22 protein-coding genes are annotated in these 21,661 nt (G+C 33.8%); 13 read left to right on the forward strand and 9 right to left on the reverse strand.

Annotated features, from left to right (window positions below):
- Positions 1-43: 43 nt before the first annotated feature.
- From QE431_RS10845 to QE431_RS10870, 6 genes are all read left to right on the forward strand, one after another.
- On the forward strand, positions 44-709 hold the full coding sequence (locus QE431_RS10845; protein ID WP_057117928.1) for a spermidine synthase: 666 nt from the start codon (positions 44-46) through the stop codon (positions 707-709).
- Positions 710-713: 4 nt separating this feature from the next.
- Positions 714-1,391, forward strand: a complete 678-nt coding sequence (locus tag QE431_RS10850; RefSeq protein WP_057117927.1) for a peptidoglycan DD-metalloendopeptidase family protein — start codon at positions 714-716, stop codon at positions 1,389-1,391.
- 6 nt (positions 1,392-1,397) lie between these two features.
- Positions 1,398-1,880, forward strand: a complete 483-nt coding sequence (locus tag QE431_RS10855) for a hypothetical protein (RefSeq protein ID WP_307295665.1) — start codon at positions 1,398-1,400, stop codon at positions 1,878-1,880.
- 11 nt (positions 1,881-1,891) lie between these two features.
- A complete protein-coding gene (locus QE431_RS10860) occupies positions 1,892-2,416 on the forward strand; it encodes a hypothetical protein (protein WP_057117925.1) in 525 nt (174 codons plus the stop codon).
- A gap of 48 nt (positions 2,417-2,464) precedes the next feature.
- Positions 2,465-2,935, forward strand: coding sequence for a nuclear transport factor 2 family protein (locus QE431_RS10865; RefSeq protein WP_134141227.1), 471 nt, complete (start codon positions 2,465-2,467; stop codon positions 2,933-2,935).
- Positions 2,936-3,029: 94 nt separating this feature from the next.
- A complete protein-coding gene (locus QE431_RS10870) occupies positions 3,030-4,772 on the forward strand; it encodes an APC family permease (protein ID WP_057117923.1) in 1,743 nt (580 codons plus the stop codon).
- 213 nt (positions 4,773-4,985) lie between these two features.
- Here the strand turns inward: QE431_RS10870 and QE431_RS10875 are convergent, their stop codons facing one another.
- The gene (locus tag QE431_RS10875; RefSeq protein ID WP_281865674.1) at positions 4,986-6,473 is read right to left on the reverse strand and encodes an aminotransferase class V-fold PLP-dependent enzyme; all 1,488 of its coding nucleotides are present in this window, start codon (positions 6,471-6,473) and stop codon (positions 4,986-4,988) included.
- Positions 6,474-6,655: 182 nt separating this feature from the next.
- On the opposite strand from QE431_RS10875, the gene msrA reads away from it, so the two are divergent.
- Both msrA and QE431_RS10885 read left to right on the forward strand, forming a co-directional pair.
- Positions 6,656-7,189, forward strand: coding sequence for a peptide-methionine (S)-S-oxide reductase MsrA (msrA, locus tag QE431_RS10880; protein ID WP_281865675.1), 534 nt, complete (start codon positions 6,656-6,658; stop codon positions 7,187-7,189).
- A gap of 104 nt (positions 7,190-7,293) precedes the next feature.
- Positions 7,294-8,862 carry a YdiU family protein gene (locus QE431_RS10885; RefSeq protein ID WP_307295667.1) on the forward strand — a complete coding sequence of 523 codons (1,569 nt, stop codon included), beginning with the start codon at positions 7,294-7,296 and terminating at the stop codon, positions 8,860-8,862.
- A 157-nt stretch (positions 8,863-9,019) separates the two neighbouring features.
- On the opposite strand, the gene QE431_RS10890 is transcribed toward QE431_RS10885, so the two are convergent.
- Entirely contained in the window at positions 9,020-9,991 is a 972-nt protein-coding gene (locus tag QE431_RS10890; protein ID WP_307295669.1) for a YpdA family putative bacillithiol disulfide reductase, read from the reverse strand.
- A 1-nt stretch (position 9,992) separates the two neighbouring features.
- Positions 9,993-10,466 (reverse strand): CYTH domain-containing protein, encoded by a 474-nt coding sequence (locus QE431_RS10895; protein ID WP_307295670.1) that lies wholly within the window; start codon positions 10,464-10,466, stop codon positions 9,993-9,995.
- Positions 10,467-10,650: 184 nt separating this feature from the next.
- On the opposite strand from QE431_RS10895, the gene QE431_RS10900 reads away from it, so the two are divergent.
- The 4 genes from QE431_RS10900 to QE431_RS10915 all read left to right on the forward strand — a co-directional run bounded on the left by QE431_RS10900 (position 10,651) and on the right by QE431_RS10915 (position 14,168).
- Positions 10,651-11,568: an OmpA family protein gene (locus QE431_RS10900; RefSeq protein WP_307295672.1), complete on the forward strand. Its 918-nt coding sequence runs from the start codon at positions 10,651-10,653 to the stop codon at positions 11,566-11,568.
- A 104-nt stretch (positions 11,569-11,672) separates the two neighbouring features.
- The gene (locus QE431_RS10905) at positions 11,673-13,400 is read left to right on the forward strand and encodes a recombinase family protein (RefSeq protein ID WP_307295673.1); all 1,728 of its coding nucleotides are present in this window, start codon (positions 11,673-11,675) and stop codon (positions 13,398-13,400) included.
- A 115-nt stretch (positions 13,401-13,515) separates the two neighbouring features.
- Entirely contained in the window at positions 13,516-13,881 is a 366-nt protein-coding gene (locus QE431_RS10910) for a hypothetical protein (RefSeq protein WP_307295675.1), read from the forward strand.
- A complete protein-coding gene (locus tag QE431_RS10915) occupies positions 13,881-14,168 on the forward strand; it encodes a hypothetical protein (protein ID WP_307295677.1) in 288 nt (95 codons plus the stop codon). The genes QE431_RS10910 and QE431_RS10915 overlap by 1 nt, the downstream gene beginning before the upstream one ends.
- Positions 14,169-14,511: 343 nt before the next feature.
- Here QE431_RS10915 and QE431_RS10920 read toward each other — a convergent pair whose 3' ends face one another.
- The 6 genes from QE431_RS10920 to dcm all read right to left on the reverse strand — a co-directional run bounded on the left by QE431_RS10920 (position 14,512) and on the right by dcm (position 20,255).
- Complete coding sequence (locus tag QE431_RS10920) at positions 14,512-15,996, reverse strand: AAA family ATPase (RefSeq protein ID WP_307295679.1); 1,485 nt, start codon at positions 15,994-15,996, stop codon at positions 14,512-14,514.
- 271 nt (positions 15,997-16,267) lie between these two features.
- Positions 16,268-16,918 (reverse strand): recombinase family protein, encoded by a 651-nt coding sequence (locus tag QE431_RS10925; protein ID WP_307295681.1) that lies wholly within the window; start codon positions 16,916-16,918, stop codon positions 16,268-16,270.
- Between the two features lie 971 nt (positions 16,919-17,889).
- Positions 17,890-18,228, reverse strand: coding sequence for a hypothetical protein (locus QE431_RS10930; protein WP_307295683.1), 339 nt, complete (start codon positions 18,226-18,228; stop codon positions 17,890-17,892).
- Positions 18,229-18,302: 74 nt separating this feature from the next.
- Complete coding sequence (locus QE431_RS10935; RefSeq protein WP_307295685.1) at positions 18,303-18,635, reverse strand: hypothetical protein; 333 nt, start codon at positions 18,633-18,635, stop codon at positions 18,303-18,305.
- A gap of 262 nt (positions 18,636-18,897) precedes the next feature.
- A complete protein-coding gene (locus QE431_RS10940; RefSeq protein ID WP_307295687.1) occupies positions 18,898-19,212 on the reverse strand; it encodes a hypothetical protein in 315 nt (104 codons plus the stop codon).
- 143 nt (positions 19,213-19,355) lie between these two features.
- Positions 19,356-20,255 carry a DNA (cytosine-5-)-methyltransferase gene (gene dcm, locus QE431_RS10945; RefSeq protein ID WP_307295690.1) on the reverse strand — a complete coding sequence of 300 codons (900 nt, stop codon included), beginning with the start codon at positions 20,253-20,255 and terminating at the stop codon, positions 19,356-19,358.
- A gap of 611 nt (positions 20,256-20,866) precedes the next feature.
- Here dcm and QE431_RS10950 point away from each other — a divergent pair.
- On the forward strand, positions 20,867-21,625 hold the full coding sequence (locus QE431_RS10950; protein ID WP_307295691.1) for a hypothetical protein: 759 nt from the start codon (positions 20,867-20,869) through the stop codon (positions 21,623-21,625).
- Positions 21,626-21,661 lie beyond the last annotated feature (36 nt).

The raw sequence follows: 21,661 nt of genomic DNA on the forward strand, positions 1-21,661 counted from the left end.
AAAATAAAAGATTTAATACTAAATTTGAGTAAAAGCATTCAAAATGATTCGAAAATTTTTTAGTTACTTAATTCCCATAAAAATTTATAAAAAGAAATCTGCCAGAAGTAAAATTATTGAAGTTACCTGGGCAAATGGAGAGTTAGTACTAGATTCTGAAAACACTAATTATTCTTATGGAAGCCTGCAGCGTATATTGCGATATGGACTTCGAAATATTGGTTATGATACGATTCTAAAAATGGATCACATTTTACTATTAGGAGTTGCCGGCGGAAGCGTAGTAAAAACATTAGTAGACGAAATTGAATATAAAGACCGAATAACTGGAGTTGAAATAGATCCAGATATGATTCAAGTTGCAAATGAGTATTTTAACCTGAATCAAATTAAACAATTGGAACTCGTTATTGATGATGCTTTTGAGTTTGTTTTAAAAACCAAAGACAAATACGATCTTATAATTATAGACATTTTTGAAGATACTCACATGCCGAACTTTTTGTTTGAGAAGTTTTTTGTAGATAGAATTTGTACTCTTTTAAAAGATGACGGCTACGTTTTGTTTAATACTATGATTCTTGACGAAGCACACAATGTTCGAAACAGAAAATATATCTCAGAAGTAAATCCAAAATTGTTTATGACCAAGATGCTGCCTCGCATTGAAGTACACAATGAATTAATAATTATAAAAAAAGTTGCTTAATTTTATGAAACCCCTTGCCTCCATTTTAAACGCCTTACCACCTACTAAAGTAATTGACGAATCAATCAAGATTTCAGAATATACGCCATTGAATTTGTCGGTTTTCAATAAAGAATTAGTCGAAGCAAAACTTGATACATCAGAAGATTTTGAAAAATACATTTCAAATTATCTAAGAGAAAATAACGCTAAAGTTGCATTTGGAGGTTATATTGAGGGACGTTTTTTATACCAGCGAAGCTCAATTTTTTTGAATGATTCTAAACCAGAACGCAATATACATATTGGCCTAGATTTGTGGGCAGAAGCAGGAACCGTTGTTCTTGCAGCTCTAAACGGTAAAGTTCATAGTTTTAAAAACAATATTGGCTTGGGTGATTACGGGCCTACTATAATATTAGAACATGAAGTAGAAAATCAAAAATTTTATACTTTATACGGACATTTGTCGTTAGAAAGTATAGAAAACTTAAATATCGGAGACTATTTTAAAAAGGGTGAAAAGATTGCCACTTTAGGAAATGCCTCAGTAAATGGTGATTATGCGCCGCATGTCCATTTTCAAATCATTCATAATATTGAAGATTACTGGGGAGATTATCCAGGTGTCTGCAACACAAAAGACCTTAACTTTTATATAGAAAATTGTCCCGATCCTAACTTATTATTAAAAATTACTTAAATAGTTATGAAGAAAGCAGGATTGATTATATGTTTGTTATTATTAATTGGATGTAAATCTAAAACAGCAACAGTTAGTAGAGATACGGAAGATTTAAAAATTAAAAAAGTTTCTGGAGCAGAAGTAAATGCCAATCAGCAGCAAAAAGCCTATGATTTAGGAAAAAGAGTTTTAGAAACTTGTAACACTTCAAAATTTAAACCTTTTAATGAAACTGAAGTAACTAAATCGGTTATGGAAAATACAACGGAAGATCGTTTAACCAAAACCTGCCAAAGATTTAGACAATATTACGGAAGCTTTATTGATTTAAAATTAGACGGAGTTTACAAAACCAAAGATGAAGTCATTTACCGTTACCATGCTTTGTACAGTAAAAAAGTTGCAAATAAAGAATTACGAGTATTTGTAAACGACGAGAATCTTATTTCAGCTATAAAATCAATGGATTGGGATGAAAAATTTGACGCTAAATTAGCCAATCAATAAACATATAAATTATGAATTTTAAATTACCGCTTCTCTTATTATTATTTGTTTCAACTTTTGCCGCAGCACAGCAAAGTATAAGTGTAAAAGGCTCTGCTCCTTTTCCTGCTACGCAAGAATACACTTTTATATGTGAAAAATATGCTTACACCGGGCAAGTAAATATTCAAATAGCAAAAACAGATAAAGGTGGTGTTTTAAAAATCACAGTTGCAACAGCAAACGACAAAGCTAGAATTGCCGGTGGACTTTATGTAGATTTAGCCAATGCCGATGTTATTGCCTGTACAGACAAAAATGTAAAAGAATCTACAGACGGTAAGACAACTTCTTATTATTACTTTACGCCTGCTGAATGGCTTAAGCTTAAAAAGAATGATATTTATGCTGTTAGGTTTATAATTGCTGGCGGTCCAACAACTTTTGGCAATCAAACTGGTTATTTTACAGCTTATAATAAAATGAACTACTTTTCGACAGCATTCGATAAATCCAAAAAAACATTTGATACAGCAAAAGAAATTAGTGTTCTATAATGATTTTTTAATCTAATAAATCTTATATTTAACATTAAATATTTTCTTATGAACGCAAACGAAGCCTTAATTACAAAATTCTATACCGCTTTTGCAAATGCAGATGCCAAAACCATGAGCGAATGCTACCATCCGAAGGTACATTTTATTGATCCGGCATTTGGTTTATTAAAAGAAGATCAGGTTTCAAAAATGTGGGAAATGTTACTTTTAAAAAGTAAAGGAAATTTAAAAATTGAATTTTCGAACGTTAAAGCTGACGATGCAACAGGTTCTGCCAATTGGACTGCTACATACAATTTTAGTAAAACAAACAGAAAGGTTATTAATAAAATTTATGCCGAATTTATCTTTCAAGACGGCTTAATCATTAAACATACTGATAATTTTGATGTCTGGAAATGGTCCAAACAAGCTTTTGGCCCAACAGGATATTTATTAGGATGGACAGGATTTTTTCAGAAAAAAGTTCAAAAACAGGCATTATTATCTTTACAAAAATTTCAAGAAGCAAAATAGTTTTCCAATTTAGAATTCAACACCAGTCTTCTTGCCTGATTATAATTTATTGTTACTCATTGTTTTTTACTAAAAGTGTTAATCTCAAATACTGATGAAAGAAATCGTACACAAAAAATTAAATCAATTACAGGCAACTGCAATCTGCGGTAACGATATTAGTTCTTCTTGTCTTTATGTATCTGCTTTAACCATTTTATATGCAGGTCAATACGCTTGGATCTCACTCTTAATTGTTGGCGTGGTATTATTTCTTTTCAGAAAAATTTACGGAGAAGTTGTTGGGGCGATTCCATTAAATGGAGGTGCTTACAATGTTCTGCTAAATACTTCTACCAAAAGACTGGCATCTTTGGCTGCAACTTTAACCGTTTTGTCGTATATGGCAACGGCTGTAATTTCAGCTTCAGAAGGAATGCATTACTTACACGGAATTTTTGAAGGCTTAAATGTTACCATTGCTACCGTTGTTGTTTTAATTTTATTTACCGGATTAGCCATTTTAGGAATAGGAGAATCTGCATTTGTGGCAGTTATCATTTTCCTTACCCATATTGGAACTTTAACTTTATTAGTTCTTGCATCGATTTGGTTTGTTCTTACAAACGGATTAGAAACTTTTCATATCAATTGGCAAACTCCAATTGCTTATGAAAATATTAAAACTGCGCTATTTCTAGGCTTTTCGGCGGCAATGCTCGGAATTTCAGGTTTCGAAAGTTCTGCCAATTTTGTTGAAGAACAAGAACATGGTGTTTTTCCAAAAACACTCAGAAACATGTGGGCAATCGTCAGTTTTTTCAATCCCGTTATTGCGATATTATTAATAAGTGTAATTCCGCTAACAGAAGTCGGCGAAAACAAAGAGTCTCTTTTAGCACATTTAGGACAGACAACCGGCGGATCATGGCTGGCTTGGCTTATTTCTATAGATGCAGTTATGGTCCTCTGCGGAGCCGTCTTAACTTCTTTCGTTGGAGTTTCTGGACTTTTAAACCGAATGACATTAGATAGAATTCTTCCCAATTATTTCTTGAAACAAAATAGCAGAGGATCACATTACAGAATTGTAATTAGCTTTTTAATTCTTTGTATTTCAGTACTTTTTGCAACTAGCGGACATCTAGAATCTTTGGCTGGAGTTTACACTTTTTCGTTCTTGGCGGTAATGGCATTATTCGGAATTGGTAATTTACTTTTAAAATACAAACGAAGAAAACTTCCTAGACCAGAACGTGCCCGAGGCATCGCAGTACTTGCCGCGGTAACTTTTGTTATAGCTGCTTTTCTAGGAAATATGCGCCTCAATATCAATTCGTTTTATACATTTCTGCAATATATGATTCCTTCATTAATCTTTGTAGGAATCATGCTCAATCGCGTTATTTTAATTCGTTTACTAATTGAGGCTTTAGAATATTTTTATCAGCCGCTGCGTAGAATGGTTATTGTGAGTAACCGCTATCTGCAAAATTTGAGCACACAAATCAATTCGCAGGAATTTGTGTTTTTCACCAAAGGCGATGACATCACGATTCTCAATAAAGTTTTGCAATACGTGGAAGACAATGAAACAACCAAAAAACTCAAGATCGTCCACGTTAAAAATGGCTCTACAAACAATGAAGCTTTAAAAAAAGATCTAGAAGTTTTAGACCGCGCTTACGACGGACTTGATATTGAATATCTGGAAATAGAAGGAGTTTTCGGTCCAGAAATAATTGATGAACTTTCTCAAAAATGGAAAATTCCCAAAAATTTCATGTTTATTGGCTCACCTGGAAATAAATTTTCATATCGCGTTTCAGATCTTGGCGGTGTAAGGCTGATTATGTAATTATATACAGAAGCAGAAATTTTCGTTTTTTTCAAGACCTGAAGTCCCGCTATCCGTTACAATCTTTTGTACTGGTCCCGAATCCTCGGGCAGTACAAAAGGATTTCCACTTCTATCGGGGCTAAATCACAAATATCATTTTCATAAGAAACAAGAAACCCGACGAATTTTAAAAATTTGTCGGGTTTACTTTTATATAAACTTTTTTAAACTTTATGATTTGAACCAGCTTGCTACCAATTCATCTTCAAAAGAAGTTGCATTTTTATGAATAAACTCATTTCTGTTTTTATCATAAGAATAATCCAAAGCCCAAGTTTTATGGTTTGCGGCCATTTCTTTTATACTTTGGCATACATAAGCAATTTCCTCATCTGTTGTCGTTGGGTGAATAGACATTCTAATCCATCCTGGCTTTTTGATCAAATCACCAATTGTAATTTCGTTTACCAATTTATTAGAAGTTTCTTGATCAACGTGAAGTAAATAGTGACCGTACGTTCCCGCACAACTGCAACCACCTCTAGTTTGAATTCCAAAACGATCATTCAGAAGTTTAACTCCTAAATTAAAATGAAGATCATCAATAAAAAATGAAATGACACCAAGACGTTCTTTATGTTGTCCTGCTAAGATTTTAATATTTGAAACGGGTTCCAATTCACTAAAAACATAATCAACAATTTCGTGTTCACGCTGCATAATGTTTTCAATTCCCATTTCTTCTTTTAACTCAATGGCAAGAGCAGTTTTTATAACTTGAAGAAAACCAGGTGTTCCGCCATCTTCACGATCTTCGATATTATCAATATATTGATGTTCGCCCCAAGGATTCGTCCAGCTTACCGTTCCTCCTCCAGGACAATCTGGAATCATGTTTTTGTATAATTTTTTGTTGAAAATTAAAACACCAGAAGTTCCAGGTCCGCCCAAAAATTTGTGAGGTGACATAAATACAGCGTCCAAATAAGCTTCTGGATCAGCTGGATGCATATCAACTTCAACATAAGGGCCTGAACAAGCAAAATCAACAAAGCATACACCATTATATTGGTGCATTAATTTTGCAGCTTCATGAAAAGGAGTTCTTAATCCCGTAACGTTCGAGCATGCTGTAATAGAAGCAATTTTTATGGTTCTATCATTATATTTTTGCAATAAAGCTTCTAGATTTTCTAAATTGAAAAGTCCTTTTTCGCAAGAAGGAATAATTTCCACATCAGCAATAGTTTCCAGCCAAGAAGTTTGATTAGAATGATGTTCCATATGCGAAATAAAAACAATAGGTTTCTTTTCTTCTGGAATATTCGTGAAACTTTTCAAATTTTCTGGAATTTTCAAACCTAAAATACGCTGGAATTTATTGATAACTCCTGTCATTCCAGTTCCATCAGTAATTAAAACATCATCATTACTTGCATTCGCATGACGTTTAATAATATGTCTTGCATGATGATACGCTTTTGTCATGGCAGTACCAGAGACAGTAGTTTCTGTATGTGTATTGGCCACAAATGGTCCAAACTCATTTAAAAGTTTTTCTTCGATAGGGCGATACAATCTTCCGCTGGCAGTCCAGTCAGTATAAATGATTGATTTTCTGCCATAAGGTGACGTAAATTCTTGATTTATTCCGACAATGTTTTGTCTAAATTCCTGAAAATAAGTTTCTAGAGTGATGGTACTATTTTTGCTATTCATTAGTTGTGCCTTGTGTTTGACTGCAAATATATCGCTTTTTTATAATATTGCGAATTTATCAATAGTAAACTTCAAACATTACATTCCTGTCGGGTATCTTTAGTTAAAAGATCTTTTTTTTAATAAATTATCATAATATCCTATCGAATTAATAGGCATTAAACTAATAGAAAGTATTATTTATGGGAAATTTATCAGTAGCTACCTTTGGTGGCGGTTGTTTTTGGTGTGTCGAAGCTGTAATTCAGCGTTTAAAAGGTGTACAATCAATAAAATCAGGTTATTCAGATGGCTTTATAAAAAATCCAGCATATCGCGAAGTTTGTACTGGCAGAACTGGACATGCAGAAGTTATTCAAGTTACCTTTAATCCTGACATAATTTCATATCATGACTTAATTTTCATTTTTATGACAAGTCATGATCCAACAACTTTGAATCGTCAAGGTGGTGACAGCGGAACGCAATACCGCTCGATCATTTTATATCATAATGATGAGCAGAAAGAAATAGCAGAAAAAGTTTTTGAAGAAGTACAGCCTGCTTATGCTGATCCGATTGTTACCCAATTGAAACCTTTTGAAGTTTTTTACGAAGCTGAGGATTATCATCAAAATTATTACAATGAAAATCAGGAAGCTGGATATTGCCAAGTGGTTATTGATCCAAAAATTCAAAAACTTAAAAAAATGTATGCTGATAAATTAATTGGCTAATTTTAAGTTAAGCCACAGATTATATTGATTGAACGATTTTTAGTTAAAAAAAAAATCTTTTAAAATCCTTTAATCTGTTGGCAATAAAAGAAAAGAAATAAAAAATGAAAAATCTCAAAATAAATAATCGATTTACTGCCGAACTGCCAGCAGATCCAGATTTGACAAACGAAATTCGTCAAGTAAAGAATACGCTCTTTTCATATGTAAATCCAACAAAACCCTCACATCCAGAATTAATTCATGCATCAGAAGAAGTTGCTGCATTAGTTGGAATTTCTAAGGATGAAATCCAATCAGAAGAATTTTTAAATACTTTCTCTGGAAAAGATATTCTTCCTGGCACGCAGCCGTATGCCATGTGTTATGCCGGACATCAATTTGGAAATTGGGCAGGACAATTGGGAGACGGACGTGCGATTAATTTAACTGAAATTGAAAACAACAATCAATTTTATACACTTCAATTAAAAGGTGCTGGAAAAACGCCTTATTCTAGAACCGCAGATGGTTTAGCCGTTTTACGTTCGTCTATAAGAGAGTATTTATGTGCCGAAGCGATACATTATTTAGGAGTTCCCACTACTCGATCACTTTCTCTCATTCTTTCAGGCGATCAGGTTTTGAGAGATATTTTATACAATGGAAATCCAGCTTATGAAAAAGGTGCAGTTGTCTGCCGTGTAGCGCCGTCATTTATTCGTTTTGGAAGTTTTGAAATGCTGACTGCTCGAAATGAGCTCAAAAATCTAAAAGAATTTGTAGAATTTACAATCAAACATTATTTTCCAGAAATTACCGGCGAGCCTAAAGAACAATATTTACAATTCTTTAAAAAAGTGGCAGATACAACTCGAGAAATGATTCTGCACTGGCAGCGTGTCGGATTTGTTCACGGTGTGATGAATACCGATAACATGTCTATCCACGGAATTACGATTGATTATGGACCTTATGGATGGTTAGAAAACTACGATCCCAACTGGACTCCAAATACTACAGACAGTCAAAATAGAAGATATCGTTTCGGAAATCAGCCTCAGGTTGCCCAGTGGAATTTATACCAATTGGCAAATGCTCTTTATCCTTTAATTAATGAAGCAGAGCCTTTAGAAAAAATCTTAGATTCATTTATTAATGATTACGAAGAGGATTATAAAAATATGTTTTTAAGTAAATTAGGGCTTTTTACTTCAAGTGAAACTGATGATAAAATTATTCAAGGAATTGAAGAAATTTTACAATTATCAGAAACTGATATGACTATCTTTTTTAGAAACCTAAGCCAGATTAAAAAGAATGATTCTGTAGAACAGGCATTTGAAAAAATTGAATATGCATTCTATTTACCAGAAGAAATAAAGGTTGAAATTCTAGATGCATGGCAAAAATGGCTTTCTGTTTATCTCAGAAGATTAAATGTAGAAACACTTTCTGACGAAGAGCGTACTGCGAAAATGAATCTCATAAATCCAAAATATGTACTGCGAAATTATATGGCACAACTGGCCATTGATGAAGCAGACAAAGGCGATTATTCTTTAGTGGATGAATTATTTCAGCTATTACAAAATCCGTATGATGAACAACCAGAATTTGAAAAATGGTTTGCAAAACGTCCTGATTGGGCTAGATCTAAAGTAGGCTGTTCGATGCTTTCTTGCAGCTCTTAATTTATTTATTCTAATGTCACATTGAGCGAAGTCGAAATGCATCATACAAAGTTCTCGACTTCGCTCGAATTGACAGATATAATAGATTGTCACATAGTGTGAAATCTATTCTATAGAAATAATTTGTGATAATTAGTGAAATTCGTGGCAAACCTTTTTATTTCGAAGTTATATAATCTAAAATCATTGTGGCATGCACTCTTGAGTTTTCTATAAACCATTTATGCGTCTGCATTCCACCACATACAACGCCTGCAAGAAATAATCCGTCAACATTAGTTTCCATCGTTTCAGGATTATATACAGGAATTTTTAATTCATCGTTTGAAAGATGAATTCCCATTCTTTCCAGAAAGCTTAAATCTGGTTTATAGCCCGTTAAAGCCAGAACAAAGTCGTTTTCAATTGTAATTCTGCCGTTTGTTGTTTCAATTTCAACTTCATTTTCTCTGATTTCTGTAATATTAGATTCAAAATAGGCTTTTATACTTCCTTCCGCGATTCGATTTTCTATATCGGGCTTGACCCAATATTTTACTCGATTATTGATTTCGTTTTTACGAATAACCATTGTTACGTCAGCACCTTTTCGCCAGCATTCCAAAGCTGCATCAACTGATGAATTATTAGCTCCAACAACCAAAACTTTTCTAAAAGCATACTCGTGTGCTTCTTTGTAATAATGACGAACTTTCGGCAGATTTTCTCCAGGAATATTCATCTCAATCGGAATGTCATAAAAACCTGTAGCAATCACCACATTTTTAGCTTCGTAATTTTGTTTATCGGTATCAATTTTAAAAATCCCGTTGCTTTCTTTTCGAACTTCATTTACTTTTTCAAATAAATTAATATTGAATTTAAAATAACGATGAATGTTTCTGTAATATTCTAAAGCTTCCTGACGCCCAGGTTTTGGCGCTAAGCAATTAAAGGGAATGTCACCAATTTCTAATCTTTCTGCAGTAGAAAAAAAAGTCATGTAAAGCGGATAATTGAAAATACTATTTACAATTGCACCTTTTTCTATAATTAAATATTTTAATTTTTTCTTTTCGGCTTCGATTGCGCAGGCAAGACCAATTGGCCCTCCGCCTACTATAACAAGGTCATATATGGATTCTGTCATTTTATTTTTCCCAGTCTTTATAAGGATTTTTACTCAAATAAGCATTATAATATCTTTCATCATTTGTGACTTCTTCGCCAAGCCAATCTGGTTTTTCAAAAGCTTCATTTTCAGAATTTAGTTCAATTTCTGCCATAACCAATCCTTCGTTTTCACCATAAAACTCATCTACTTCATACACATGTATTCCAGATTTTATTTCGTACCGGGTCTTTTCGATTTTACCTTTCTCACATAATTTTAAAAGTTCTATCGCTTCATCCAGCGGAATTTCATTCTCCCATTCAAACCGAGACATACCGCTGCTATGACTTATACCTTTTATGGTTATAAAGCCTTTATTTCCTTTAACTCTTACTCTAACAGTTCTTTCCGGGACAGAACTCAAGTAACCTTGTGCAATTTTATTTTGAGTAAAAGCTTGTTTCTTGAAGTCGTCAGATTTTACAAGAAATTTTCTTTCTATTTCGACCATTTTAAATGTGCATTATTTTTTATGCAAGTTACTCATTTTAATCAAGCTCTTAAAAGTTTAAAAAGGTAAAAACGTATTAAACTACTTTTTAAAGCACAAATTTAAAACATTAAAATAACTGATTATTAACGTGTTATGTGTTATTTTTTTCGTTAAATTTGATAGAATCTAAACTTTATCATCTATGTCTAAAAAAGCACTTTATCTATTAGGCATTGCAATAACCATCATTTTAGGTACTTTTTTATATCTTAAATTTTGCTGCAATTGCTCTGAGAAAACAATAACGGATGATACTCCTAAAACAGTTTCAACACCTGTCGTGGAGCCTAATTTTGTTCCGTTTGTATTGAATGGTTCTGGAATTGAATATCATACGAATGATAATCTCAAGTTCCTCAAAAACAGCGCAGCATTAATAATGCCTGTTGGTGATTCTGTCTTAACTGGTATAGCTAAATTAAAGACATTCTTAGTTTCAAATCCAAAACAGAAAATAACGATAACGGGTTACGCTACATCTGATGAAACAAATTCTACTTCTTTTGAAAATCTAGGTCTCGCAAGGGCAAATGAGATCAAAAATTATTTTGTTACTGAGGGGTTGTCTGAAAAGCAATTTATTACTAAAGGAGAAATTATAGAAAAATGGAAAATGAGCGCAGACACGCTTCTAGGACCTGCTGATTATTCATTTGAAACCATTGATTCTACTGCAGCTGCAACGCCAAATGATGAATGGAGCGTTTTGAAAGATAAAATAAATGCAGATCCGTTGATTCTTCATTTTAATACGAATCAATCACGCCAAACTTTAAGCAGTCTTGAGAAACAAAAAGTTGCTGATATTATTAAATATGCTGAGCACGTTAAAGATGCTGTTATTCTAGCAGTTGGCCATTCTGATAATGTTGGAAACCGTGATGCTAATATTGCTCTTGGACAAAAAAGAGCAGAATTCTCTAAAAATTATCTTTCTAAAAATGGCATTGACCAAACTAAGATCGAAACTCAGTCTAAAGGACCTGATGAACCAATTGGTGACAATAATACTTCAGAAGGAAAGGCATCAAACAGAAGAACAGTAATTACAATTAAATAACTAATCAAAACATATGATCATGAATATACCTTGTATCTTAACATAAGTCACATACCTATTGGTCGGTTTTAATACTTATATTTGCTCAAACAAATATAAAAAAAATGATTAACCTAGCTATTTACGTGCGTGTGTCATCCCTTGAACAATCATATGATAGGCAAATAAGTGATATAACCAACTACATTAATAGACAGTATAAAGACCAAGAAATTAATATTGAAATTTATAACGAAAAGATTTCAGGTTACAGTAAAACTAAAAAACGCCCGCAACTGGACAAGCTTGTTACCAAATTTAGAAATGACTTAAGTTTTTACACCTGCGTTTATGTTACGGAACTCTCGAGACTTGGAAGAAATCCGACTGAAACACGTGTATTGGTGAACGAACTTTTAGAAAACCAAATCGATATTTGTGTTACAAGTTCCAACGGTGGAACGTTCTTTTTGACTGCTGATAGAAAGATAAATAAAATACAATTGGCCGCTTTTCAATTGATGATGGAGTTTGCCGATATTGAAGCCGAAACTTTTAAAAATCGTGCTCTGTCAGGAAAACGTGACAAGGTGCGCCAAGGTGGAACTGCAGGTGGAACATACAAACCGTACGGTTATGTTGGAATAAATAAAAAGCTTGTAATTGATGAAGTTGAGGCGCAGGTTATCAAAGATATTTTCAATGATTACAAAAGTGGCCTAGGTTGTCTTGCTATTGCTAACAAGCTGAACGATAAAAAAATACCCACTAAAGCTGAAAGTATTGGATTAATGACGGGTACACTTTGGGATGGTAAGCAAGTACGACGACTTTTGTCAAACAAACTGTACTATGGTGTTAGGGAATATTTAAAAGAGAAAGCCGAACTTATCGAGGCTTACGATAGTCCTGACCTTGCAATTATTAATAAGGAACTATTTGATGAATGTACAGAAATTAGACTTAACAAGAGAGGTAAAGGACGAAATATGCACACCAAAAATGTTGTTTTATTACAGTACTTAATAAAATGCGGGGTTTGTGGTCGAAATTACACGCATATTATTTCCACATCTGCTTTGGTTTATTGCTGTTCCTCACGTGTAACTGTAACACAAAAGAATTGTGAAAACATAGGCGTAAATCTTGATGCTCTTGATAGTTCTATTTATGATATACTTTGTAATACCCCAACAGTCTTAGAATTTTTGAGTGACACCGAGCAGATAAAGAAAGACATTCAAGCCAAAATAATTGTTTTAGAAACGTCGCTACCAACTCTCACTGCTGAACTGGCAAAATTAGACAATAGAATAAAGCGATTAGTTACCGATTACTATGATGGAAAAATCGACCACCTGCCGAACTTCTATGAAAATAAATCTGCTGAATGGGAAACCGAAAAACAAAACCTCACGAGCCAAATTTACACTCAACAAAAACAACTTGCATCAAGCAGGAAAACACTTATTGATTTAGCTAAACCATCTACAAATCGACAAATACTTGTTGATGCGAAAAACGATAGAAACAAACTTCAATCAATCTTTAAACAGATAATCAAATCTATTACCGTTTACAAACTTTCATCAAGTATTGCAAGGTGTGATATTAAATTTCAAATTGCTGGCAATCCAGTACCACACACACTTGTAGTTATCCTGAATAGAAAAGGAATTAAAGAATCACCAAAAGTATTCAGATACAAGACTTTTTTACTTAAGGATTTTGACCCAAGAGAACAGGCTGATGAAGATTATTATACACCTGATTATTATGACGACAGCAAGTATAAATCAATCACCGATTGGAACACTGTTAATGAAAACAAAATTATTCTATTTGAGTCCTAAATCAAACAAATTTTATGTGATAATTTTCTTTCAACATATGCAATAGTATTTTACTAAAAACTTTAATTTAAATTTGACTACCAAGAAATGTATAAATAAATCTAAATTAATAAGAATGAGCGAAGTTGTAAAAAAACAAATAAGAGATTTCAATGAAAAAATTGTAATTTGGAAAAAATTTGCAGATGCTGTTTTAGAGCTAAACGATGAAGATTTAAAAACTGAAGGTGATGAAGGTCGTCAAATGTACTGGACTACCACAGGTATCGATTACTACAAAGACGAATCCATAAAGGCGGGGGAAAACATTTTTACCACAAAAAAAAATGGTGTTATTAAAATGGCAGAATTTGTTGTTCCTAATGAATACTTAAAAGGTGGTATACTTGCTTGCTTTAAAAGTATAAATCGTGAAATTACACATTTAGAAAACACTATTAATTCACTAACCTTAAAGCTAAAAAAAGTAAATAATCGTTAATGGAAGAAAATAATTATATAACTGAAAAATATAGGTTACGACCGATTTCTGCAATTGAAGAAGATTTACCTGAAATGACTGAATATTTGGTAATTGAAGGATTACAAACTTATCGACTAACTCATAATACGTCGCTAATAATAATTCACGATGAAGAATTTAGTATGTACAGGTTATATGAAGATTTAAACGCAAATAATATTGAACTTGAAAAAGCTCTAGCTGCATATATAAAAGAGAGACTACTACGTTTTCCTCCGAAGATAAGAGCTCAAATTTTACCATAAAAAATAATTGTCAGTCTTGACCACTTCGAAAAATAAAGTATTATTTATTTACTTGTTTAAAAATTATCCAAGTTTTATATTTAATTTTATGTTATTAAAAAATCCCGATAGCAATAGATATCGGGATTTTTTATTTTATTTTTGCAGACTTCTTTAACTACCTTATACGGAAAGTTAAATGAAAAATTAAGAACTCCCCAGTATTAAGGTGTTGGGATTGTTAATTACAGACTTTCTTCTATGTAACTATCCGATTAAATCGGTCAACGGTCGCAAAAGACCTCTGAAAAAGTTATTAACCTCTTCATCATTAACAATTAAATTTCTAACAGCAAGCTCGTACTTACCAGTACTCATTTCTAATTTTTTGGTTATATTTTTTTAAAACTGGAGTTTCTCTAATTGGGTAACGAGAAATAAGCCCATTAATGTCATTTGAGGAAACCAAACCGTCGAAAACAGCAATTTCACCATTTAGTGTCTGAGCTAAATCGTGAGTTACAGTCAATGTAGGAACATTCAATATCGTTTGATGACTTGGAAGTCCTATCATAATTGCATTTCTAACTCTTTTTTCGCAAAGTCTTGCACACATTCTTTCTCGATGTAATGAAATATCTGCAACGACTGTTGATATTGATGCTTCAAAAATTTCATTTTCATTTTCACCAGTGACAGTTGAAATCTTTTTCGCTACTCTTTTGATTATATCCAAATTATAATAAAGTGCCTCTACCGAATAAGCTGGAAGCGCAACAATTCCTTTTTCATATAACTTTTCTATTTGCTCATCAGTTCTATCATCTGCATCAATTATTGCAAATGCATTAACCCAAGATAATTCTGCAACGCCATTAATGCCATCAATTGCTCGTTCAACTTGTGAACAACTTCCTCTTGGTATTACCGAGACTTTTGGATATAAAAGCGGGTAGATTTGAATATCTAAACTTGTGGCATCACCTTCAACAAATAGAATTTCTCTCTTTGCTCCGAGAATTTGATGCTTAATATCATCTGTAACTGAATCATTTGGAAATAAAAGGTCAATATCCCAAGATTTAATATCATCTCCATCGAACTCACAACCTCTTACCAAAAGAGTAGATGCTGAGGAATTATCGGTTGGCAAATTAATATCGTGTGTAGAAACAACAAAAGCACAATCATTTCTTTTAGCTATTAAAGCAGTAATCATCGGAGAAATTATAGACCTATGCAAATGTCTTTCAGGTTCATCTATAAGTATTAACGAATTAGGTTTGCTTGTTAAAATATTAGCTCCAATTAGCAACGCATTTCTTTCACCATCTGATAACATCCAAACGTTATAGGGTGCCCCATTATTCTTTGAAGCCATTAAACTGTCATCATCTCCAAAAAAAAATCTAATTGGAATGTTAGAAATTGCAAAAATTTCATTTAAAGCATTAATTGGTGATTGGATATGGGAAAGTTCTTTAGCTTTATCAGAATTTTCAGCATCTAGAGCTTTTGTTATTTCTCGTGCACGAGAGTTTTCCTTTAAAATTAAATCAAAAATTGAAATATCAACCCTTTGACTAGAATAATCATTTTTAAATCGTGAATCGGAAAGAGTATCAAAATGACTTATATAATCATTATATGTTTTTCTATCTGCAGAAGTTATGGATACAGCTGAGTTTTGAATCCAATTTTGTCGATGACCTAAAATTCTTGTGCAACGACCAGGATTTAGAGAACTAATTTTAGTCATTAACCCTGATTTCCCCATACCATTTGCTCCTAATATAAACAGGCTTTCGCCAACCTTTAATGGAACTGTTAACGTTTCATCGTTTGACATAGTTACAAAAATGTTAAACTCCTCATCAATCATAATTTAATTTGCTTAAGTTAATTAAAATTTATTTGGGATGAAAATTACTATTTTTTATACTAACAATCTTTAACTTCTACTTTTATTTTTTTATCACATATTTGGCTTTTTACCTCTTAGAGGGAATAAGATGTGCGTGTGTTCCAAAATGCGTAAAAACACCAAAACAACCGACTATTTGACGAAAAATAAGCCTCGTTAAGGGCTTATCTCTTTCTTTTATGCATTGGTGCTATCTTTACGCGAACGGGTCAACCAGCTTGTTGTAATAGAACTTACCTCCCAGTTCGTTGAAAGCTTTAGATACTCGTTGAACTGTTGAAGCATTCTTTTTGGTAATGCTCGCAATCTCTCTGATGCTATAAGACTTACCTTTCTGTTTGGCTCTACGTTGAAGATACTTAATTATATCGGGATGCTTACCACACAGTTCAGCTGGCGTAAACTTACTTCCTGCTTCTCTACCTTTATATACGCCCTTTTCTTTAGCAAGTCGAACCCCCTCTAACTGTCTTTCTCGTAAAGTGGCTAATTCTTGCTGTGATATATTTGCAAGAATCGTTACGACCATCGTAAAGGCTGGCGATTCCTTACCATCAATTAGCGAATGCATACCTATATTGTGAACGTAGATATTTACGCCCTTATCGTGCATATACTGGATGCTGGTCAAAATATCTAGCAAATTACGACCAAGCCTCGAAACCTCGTGCACTGTGACTTGAGTTATCAAACCCGATTCAATATCTTGTATCAACTGTTGCGCTTGTGGTCGGTCAGCGAACTTGGTTTTTCCGCTGATAACATCTATATATAGCTTGTCGGTGTCGTTAACTTGTCGGTCTATATGCTGGCTCTTATCAGAGATTCTAATGTATTTTGCAATCATAAATTTTTCTTTTAGAGACTGGATTAAAACAAAATTATAAATATCTTCTATATCGTGTTAGGGTTTACCCTAAATTACGAACATTTATTTCCTTGCTTAACTTATTATTTCAACGGTTTTACTGGTACTCCAGCTGTACGTTTTTACAACACCCTGACCAGCATACAAAAAAGGTATAAAAAAACGCACCCTGCTGTAGTGCGCTGATTTAAAACAATTTGATTAAAAAGGTTTTAATATGCTTTTTTAAACCGTAACTTTTATTATTATAGATTAAGAAAGAAAAAAAGTAAATTTTCGGGTGAAATAAAAAAATATTATAAAAAAGTACGAAAGTTATTAACACAAGGATAAGTGCACTGGAAGATGATACAAAAACCCCCATTTTAGATATAGTATTATATCACCTTGATAACAAAAAATCTGTTAAATATGAAAAATCAATGTATATTTTATATAACAATGTTAATAATTACGGCACTTTACAAGATTTGAAGGCTTGCGTGAAATTTGAGAATAGATTAAATTTGTATTCAAACAAGAAAGCCCTACTTGCAATTACAAGAGGGCTAATTTAAAACTTTAAAATCAAGATTATGAAAACAACTCAAAAATCATTTAAGACCAGTGAAGGTCGCTTTCACAAACTTTGTAAAAAACTTAAACCACCATCACAATGAAAAGTGAAGATGAAAAAAAGTTCAAAGACATTCTAATCGAAATAATGACGGCCATCATTATTGAATGGATTAGAATAAAATTCTTTAATTAATTTCTTTTGAGACGTAATCTTTTTAGGTTACGTTTCTTATTTATAGCCACTTAGAGATTCTCTAAATGTATATAAAATATACTTTGCAAATATACAAACTCCCGTGCACCTTGCAAGTAAATTATGCAAAAATGTTAAATGAAATTTCAAAAACCTTGAAATATATCAATCTGACTCCTAAACTTAAACATTAAACGTTCTATAATTTCCGCTCCTGTTTCACCTGTTGGTGGTGGGGGGAGGGGTTGATGCCGTCTAACACCTCTTGTTTTAGTCTTGACATTGGGAAGCCAAAAAAGCGTTTGCTAGTGTAATATTCAGGAACACCAAAGCGGAAATAATAAACGTCGTCACCATCTACAACATATTTTGTAACGTTGTCTTTGTATTGAGTCAGTAGCATATCTAGTTCATTTTTGTCGTGCGGTATTGCGCCAGTCTGAAATATAACATCTATTCGGCTCTTGCAATCCAGCAAATAAACCATTCTTTCAAAGATTGTTACTACGGCACTTTGGCTATATTTATCTTGTTCCATAACTCTGTTCTTTGTGTACAAAATTACTCCTTTGCCGTTGGTCGTTGATGTTGTTTTTGTGTTCCGAATTGTAACTAAATTGTGCCCTGTGGGTCACTGTCGCTCGGCTTGGGTCTTCTTCGTAGCTCTTTCAATTCCTGGGATTTCTTGTCTAATTTAGATTGTAGAGCCTGTAAAATGTGGCGTTTATGGTGCTTGCCCGAATCCTTAAAATTTAGTTCCAGTTCGAAAGGTTCATCGATTCCGAAAACTAGTTCTGCCCTACCATCCGTACCAAATCGAAACTTAGGATTTAAGTTTGCTTTTAAGTTCTCAGCTACCCAAGCAGGTTGGTACTTCTTTGTTGCTTCTATTGCGCTTGAAATGTCTTTCAAGTAATCTTTTAATACTTTGATTTCATCGTCCATAATTCCAAGATTTACAGTAAAAATAACTAAAATATTGTTTGTTGATGTTGTTTTTGATGTGGGTCGAAAATAGAAAGCCCGTTTTTGGCACGAAAACGGGCTTAATATATGTTTTAGCTGATTGTTGTCGATTTACTTGGTGTTGTGCCCAAGGATGGGTTTAACGCTTATCTATTGTCAAAGATAACTTTGAAATCTGCTAACATCTGCGTTAGCTCTTGATTTACGTTATTCGCCCCTTGGCTTTCTGTCATTGGCTATTTTATTTATTTCTATTCGTTTTTACCTCCTGAACTTCTTTGAATACAATTTTGCTGGTTGCTCTGTTGTTCGGCTTTGGTTCGACTGTTCGTGCCAATGCTAGGATTCTTTGGTATTCTTTCTCGTTTTCGGCATCAATCTTTTGTTTGATAGATTTGAAGAACTTGACTCTATCCAAATAAAACTTCTCGGGTTTTTCTCCGTCCTGCTTTGCTTCTGTAATTGCTTCGTTTGCTGTTTCTACATCCATTTCTATTAATCCTGAAATGTAATTTGTTTCTTCTGCCGTAAGGCTTAATTTTAATGTTACTGCCATAAATGTTAAATTTTTATTTTTTTTTACATAAGTTGATTGAGTTATCAAAATAAGTTATATCTTTGTCGTGGTCGTAAACCATACTTTAGATAAATTTTAATAAACCACAACACAAAGGTACACTTTTCTTTTGAGATATGCAACTACCATTGTGTGTTTTCTGCTATTCCCCTCAGAATATGAGCTATCACATCGATAGTCCACCCATTACCCAACATACTGTATCGTTCCGTATCACTGACCCCTACCGTATAGCCGTCGGGCACGTTCTGCAACCTCTCGTATTCCGTTGGGGTTAATTTTCGGCATTTTCCGCCCTCAAAAACTTTTTTCTGATGGTTGCCCCCAGTTACGCACGTTAACGTCCCACACTTGCCGTTAAGGTTGTACACACGCTTAAGAATATCGTGACCGTTGATGTGAAGTGTTGCTTGCACCTTTTCGTGGTCACCGTGGTACGTATGGCTTTGCGTGTAGTAATACTTGTCCGCAACGCTTGGCTCGATAATATCGGCAAGGATTACGCCACTATCCGCTGGCTGGGTCAAGTTGAGTATGTTTGTCCAATAGTAACGGTCTCTGTCTTGCGCTGTGGTTAGATTGCTGTTGATGCGTATCGGTTCGACTTCGAGGGCTTGCGTTATCAGTTCCTTGTTGGTGCTGGTCATACTTGCCACGTTCTCGAACAGAAAGTACTGCGGTTTGGTCTCGTTGAGTATCCGCAAGTACTCGTAAAAGAGCTTGGACTTTTCGCCCTGCAGTCCCTTGTTGTGTTTGATGTTGTTGATTGTGGTTATGCTCAGGTTTTGGCAAGGTGAACCGCCAAGAAGTAAGTTGATGTGTGGTAATTCCTTTGAGTTGATATTGGTTACGTCGCCCAGCTGGTGAGTGTTCGGGTAGTTGGATTGTGTTATCTTTATTGGTGCTGGGTTTATCTCGCTTGCATAATAGTTGGTGTAGTTTATTCCTGCTCGGTTAAGTGCCAGTTGCCCGCAACTCATACCATCGTACAGGCTCAATATGTTGAAGTCTGTGGTTGTCATATTTGCTTTTCAACAAGTATGCACCAGCTATGCGTTGAAGTAAAGATTATCTTACTTTGAAATGAAAAACAAATTAAAATCTAACCAACCCGCATTTTACATTGAAGTATGTTATGTAACGTAGTGGAATAACAATACTTCAATCATTATTTATTACTTCATTACCAATAAAAATATTTTAGTTCTTTTTCCTTTTTGTATATATTTATCATTATATCTTATTTTTTGTATTATAATTTTTATTATATAGAGTTCCTAAAAATAGGAAGTGATTTTCCTAAATTTGGGAAGTGGTCAGCCTAAAAATAGGAACTGATTACCCAAATAAGGGACATAATACCGAATTTAAACACTTCCTAAAAATAGGATATGATATAAAAATCAGTTCCCAAAAATAGGAAGTGATAGCCAAACCATTTTCTGTTATAAATGAATTTATATCTGCTGTAAAAAAATATAATAGCTTAAAAAAGTTGACTTATCCAAATTAAAAAAGTATACTTGCTTAAATCAGAAAAGATTTAAAAATCCTTGGTGCTGGCGGGTAGCTCCTGCCAGCTTCTAGTCCAAGTAAAAAACTAGACCATAACACAATACTAGAATAAAAATGAATGTCTACAGAACGAAAAAAAACAAGACTTGAACAACTTCAACAAGAAACAGACCAACGAAATTTCATAAAGAGCTACCCAGTTCTAAATAAGATTAGCAAAATATCTTCAACCGATAAGCAGTTAATCGAATTGGTTTTAGCCTACCAAGATAACGACCAACCATTTAAAATGTCGTTCGGCAAGATTGCCGACCTTTTAGGGATTGAATCAAAGACCGTTAGCAATATCGTGCTTAAGCTTTCGACGTTAGGGATTGTTATACCCGACCACAAAGCAAACGATGTTGTTAACGGTGTTGGGCGTGGTTCATCGACCGACTTAGCTATCGATATTGATAGAATAATCGAATTGGTTAAAGCACCAGCCGAACCGAAAGCATCACGCAAGCCTCGAACAAAGAAAGAACCAGCTTCAACGCCTGAACCAGTCCAAGACCCTCAGCCAACGCCAGCGGTTGATGTGGAACAACGAGCACCAGCCGAACCAATCGAGTCAGTCCAACAACCTGAGCAGGTCGCTACGGATAAGCTAGACGTAAAGAAAGCGGAAATGAAAGCCAAGTTTGAAAGTAAGTTTCATTTCGGCACAAAAGGTCTGCCAATTATCCCTGCCGATTTTCATAGCCTGACCAACAATATATTTAGGGACGCTCTACACTTCAAGATAATAATGGATAGAATACGAGGTTTAGTAAATAATGATTTTGAGGGCTTTTGGTCAGCAGTTCAAGACCTAAAAAAAGAACTACCCAAATAGCAACCAGCGCAACAATAACGAGAAATAATTTCAAGT

It is taken from the genome of Flavobacterium sp. SORGH_AS_0622 (assembly GCF_030818825.1).
Lineage (GTDB): Bacteria > Bacteroidota > Bacteroidia > Flavobacteriales > Flavobacteriaceae > Flavobacterium.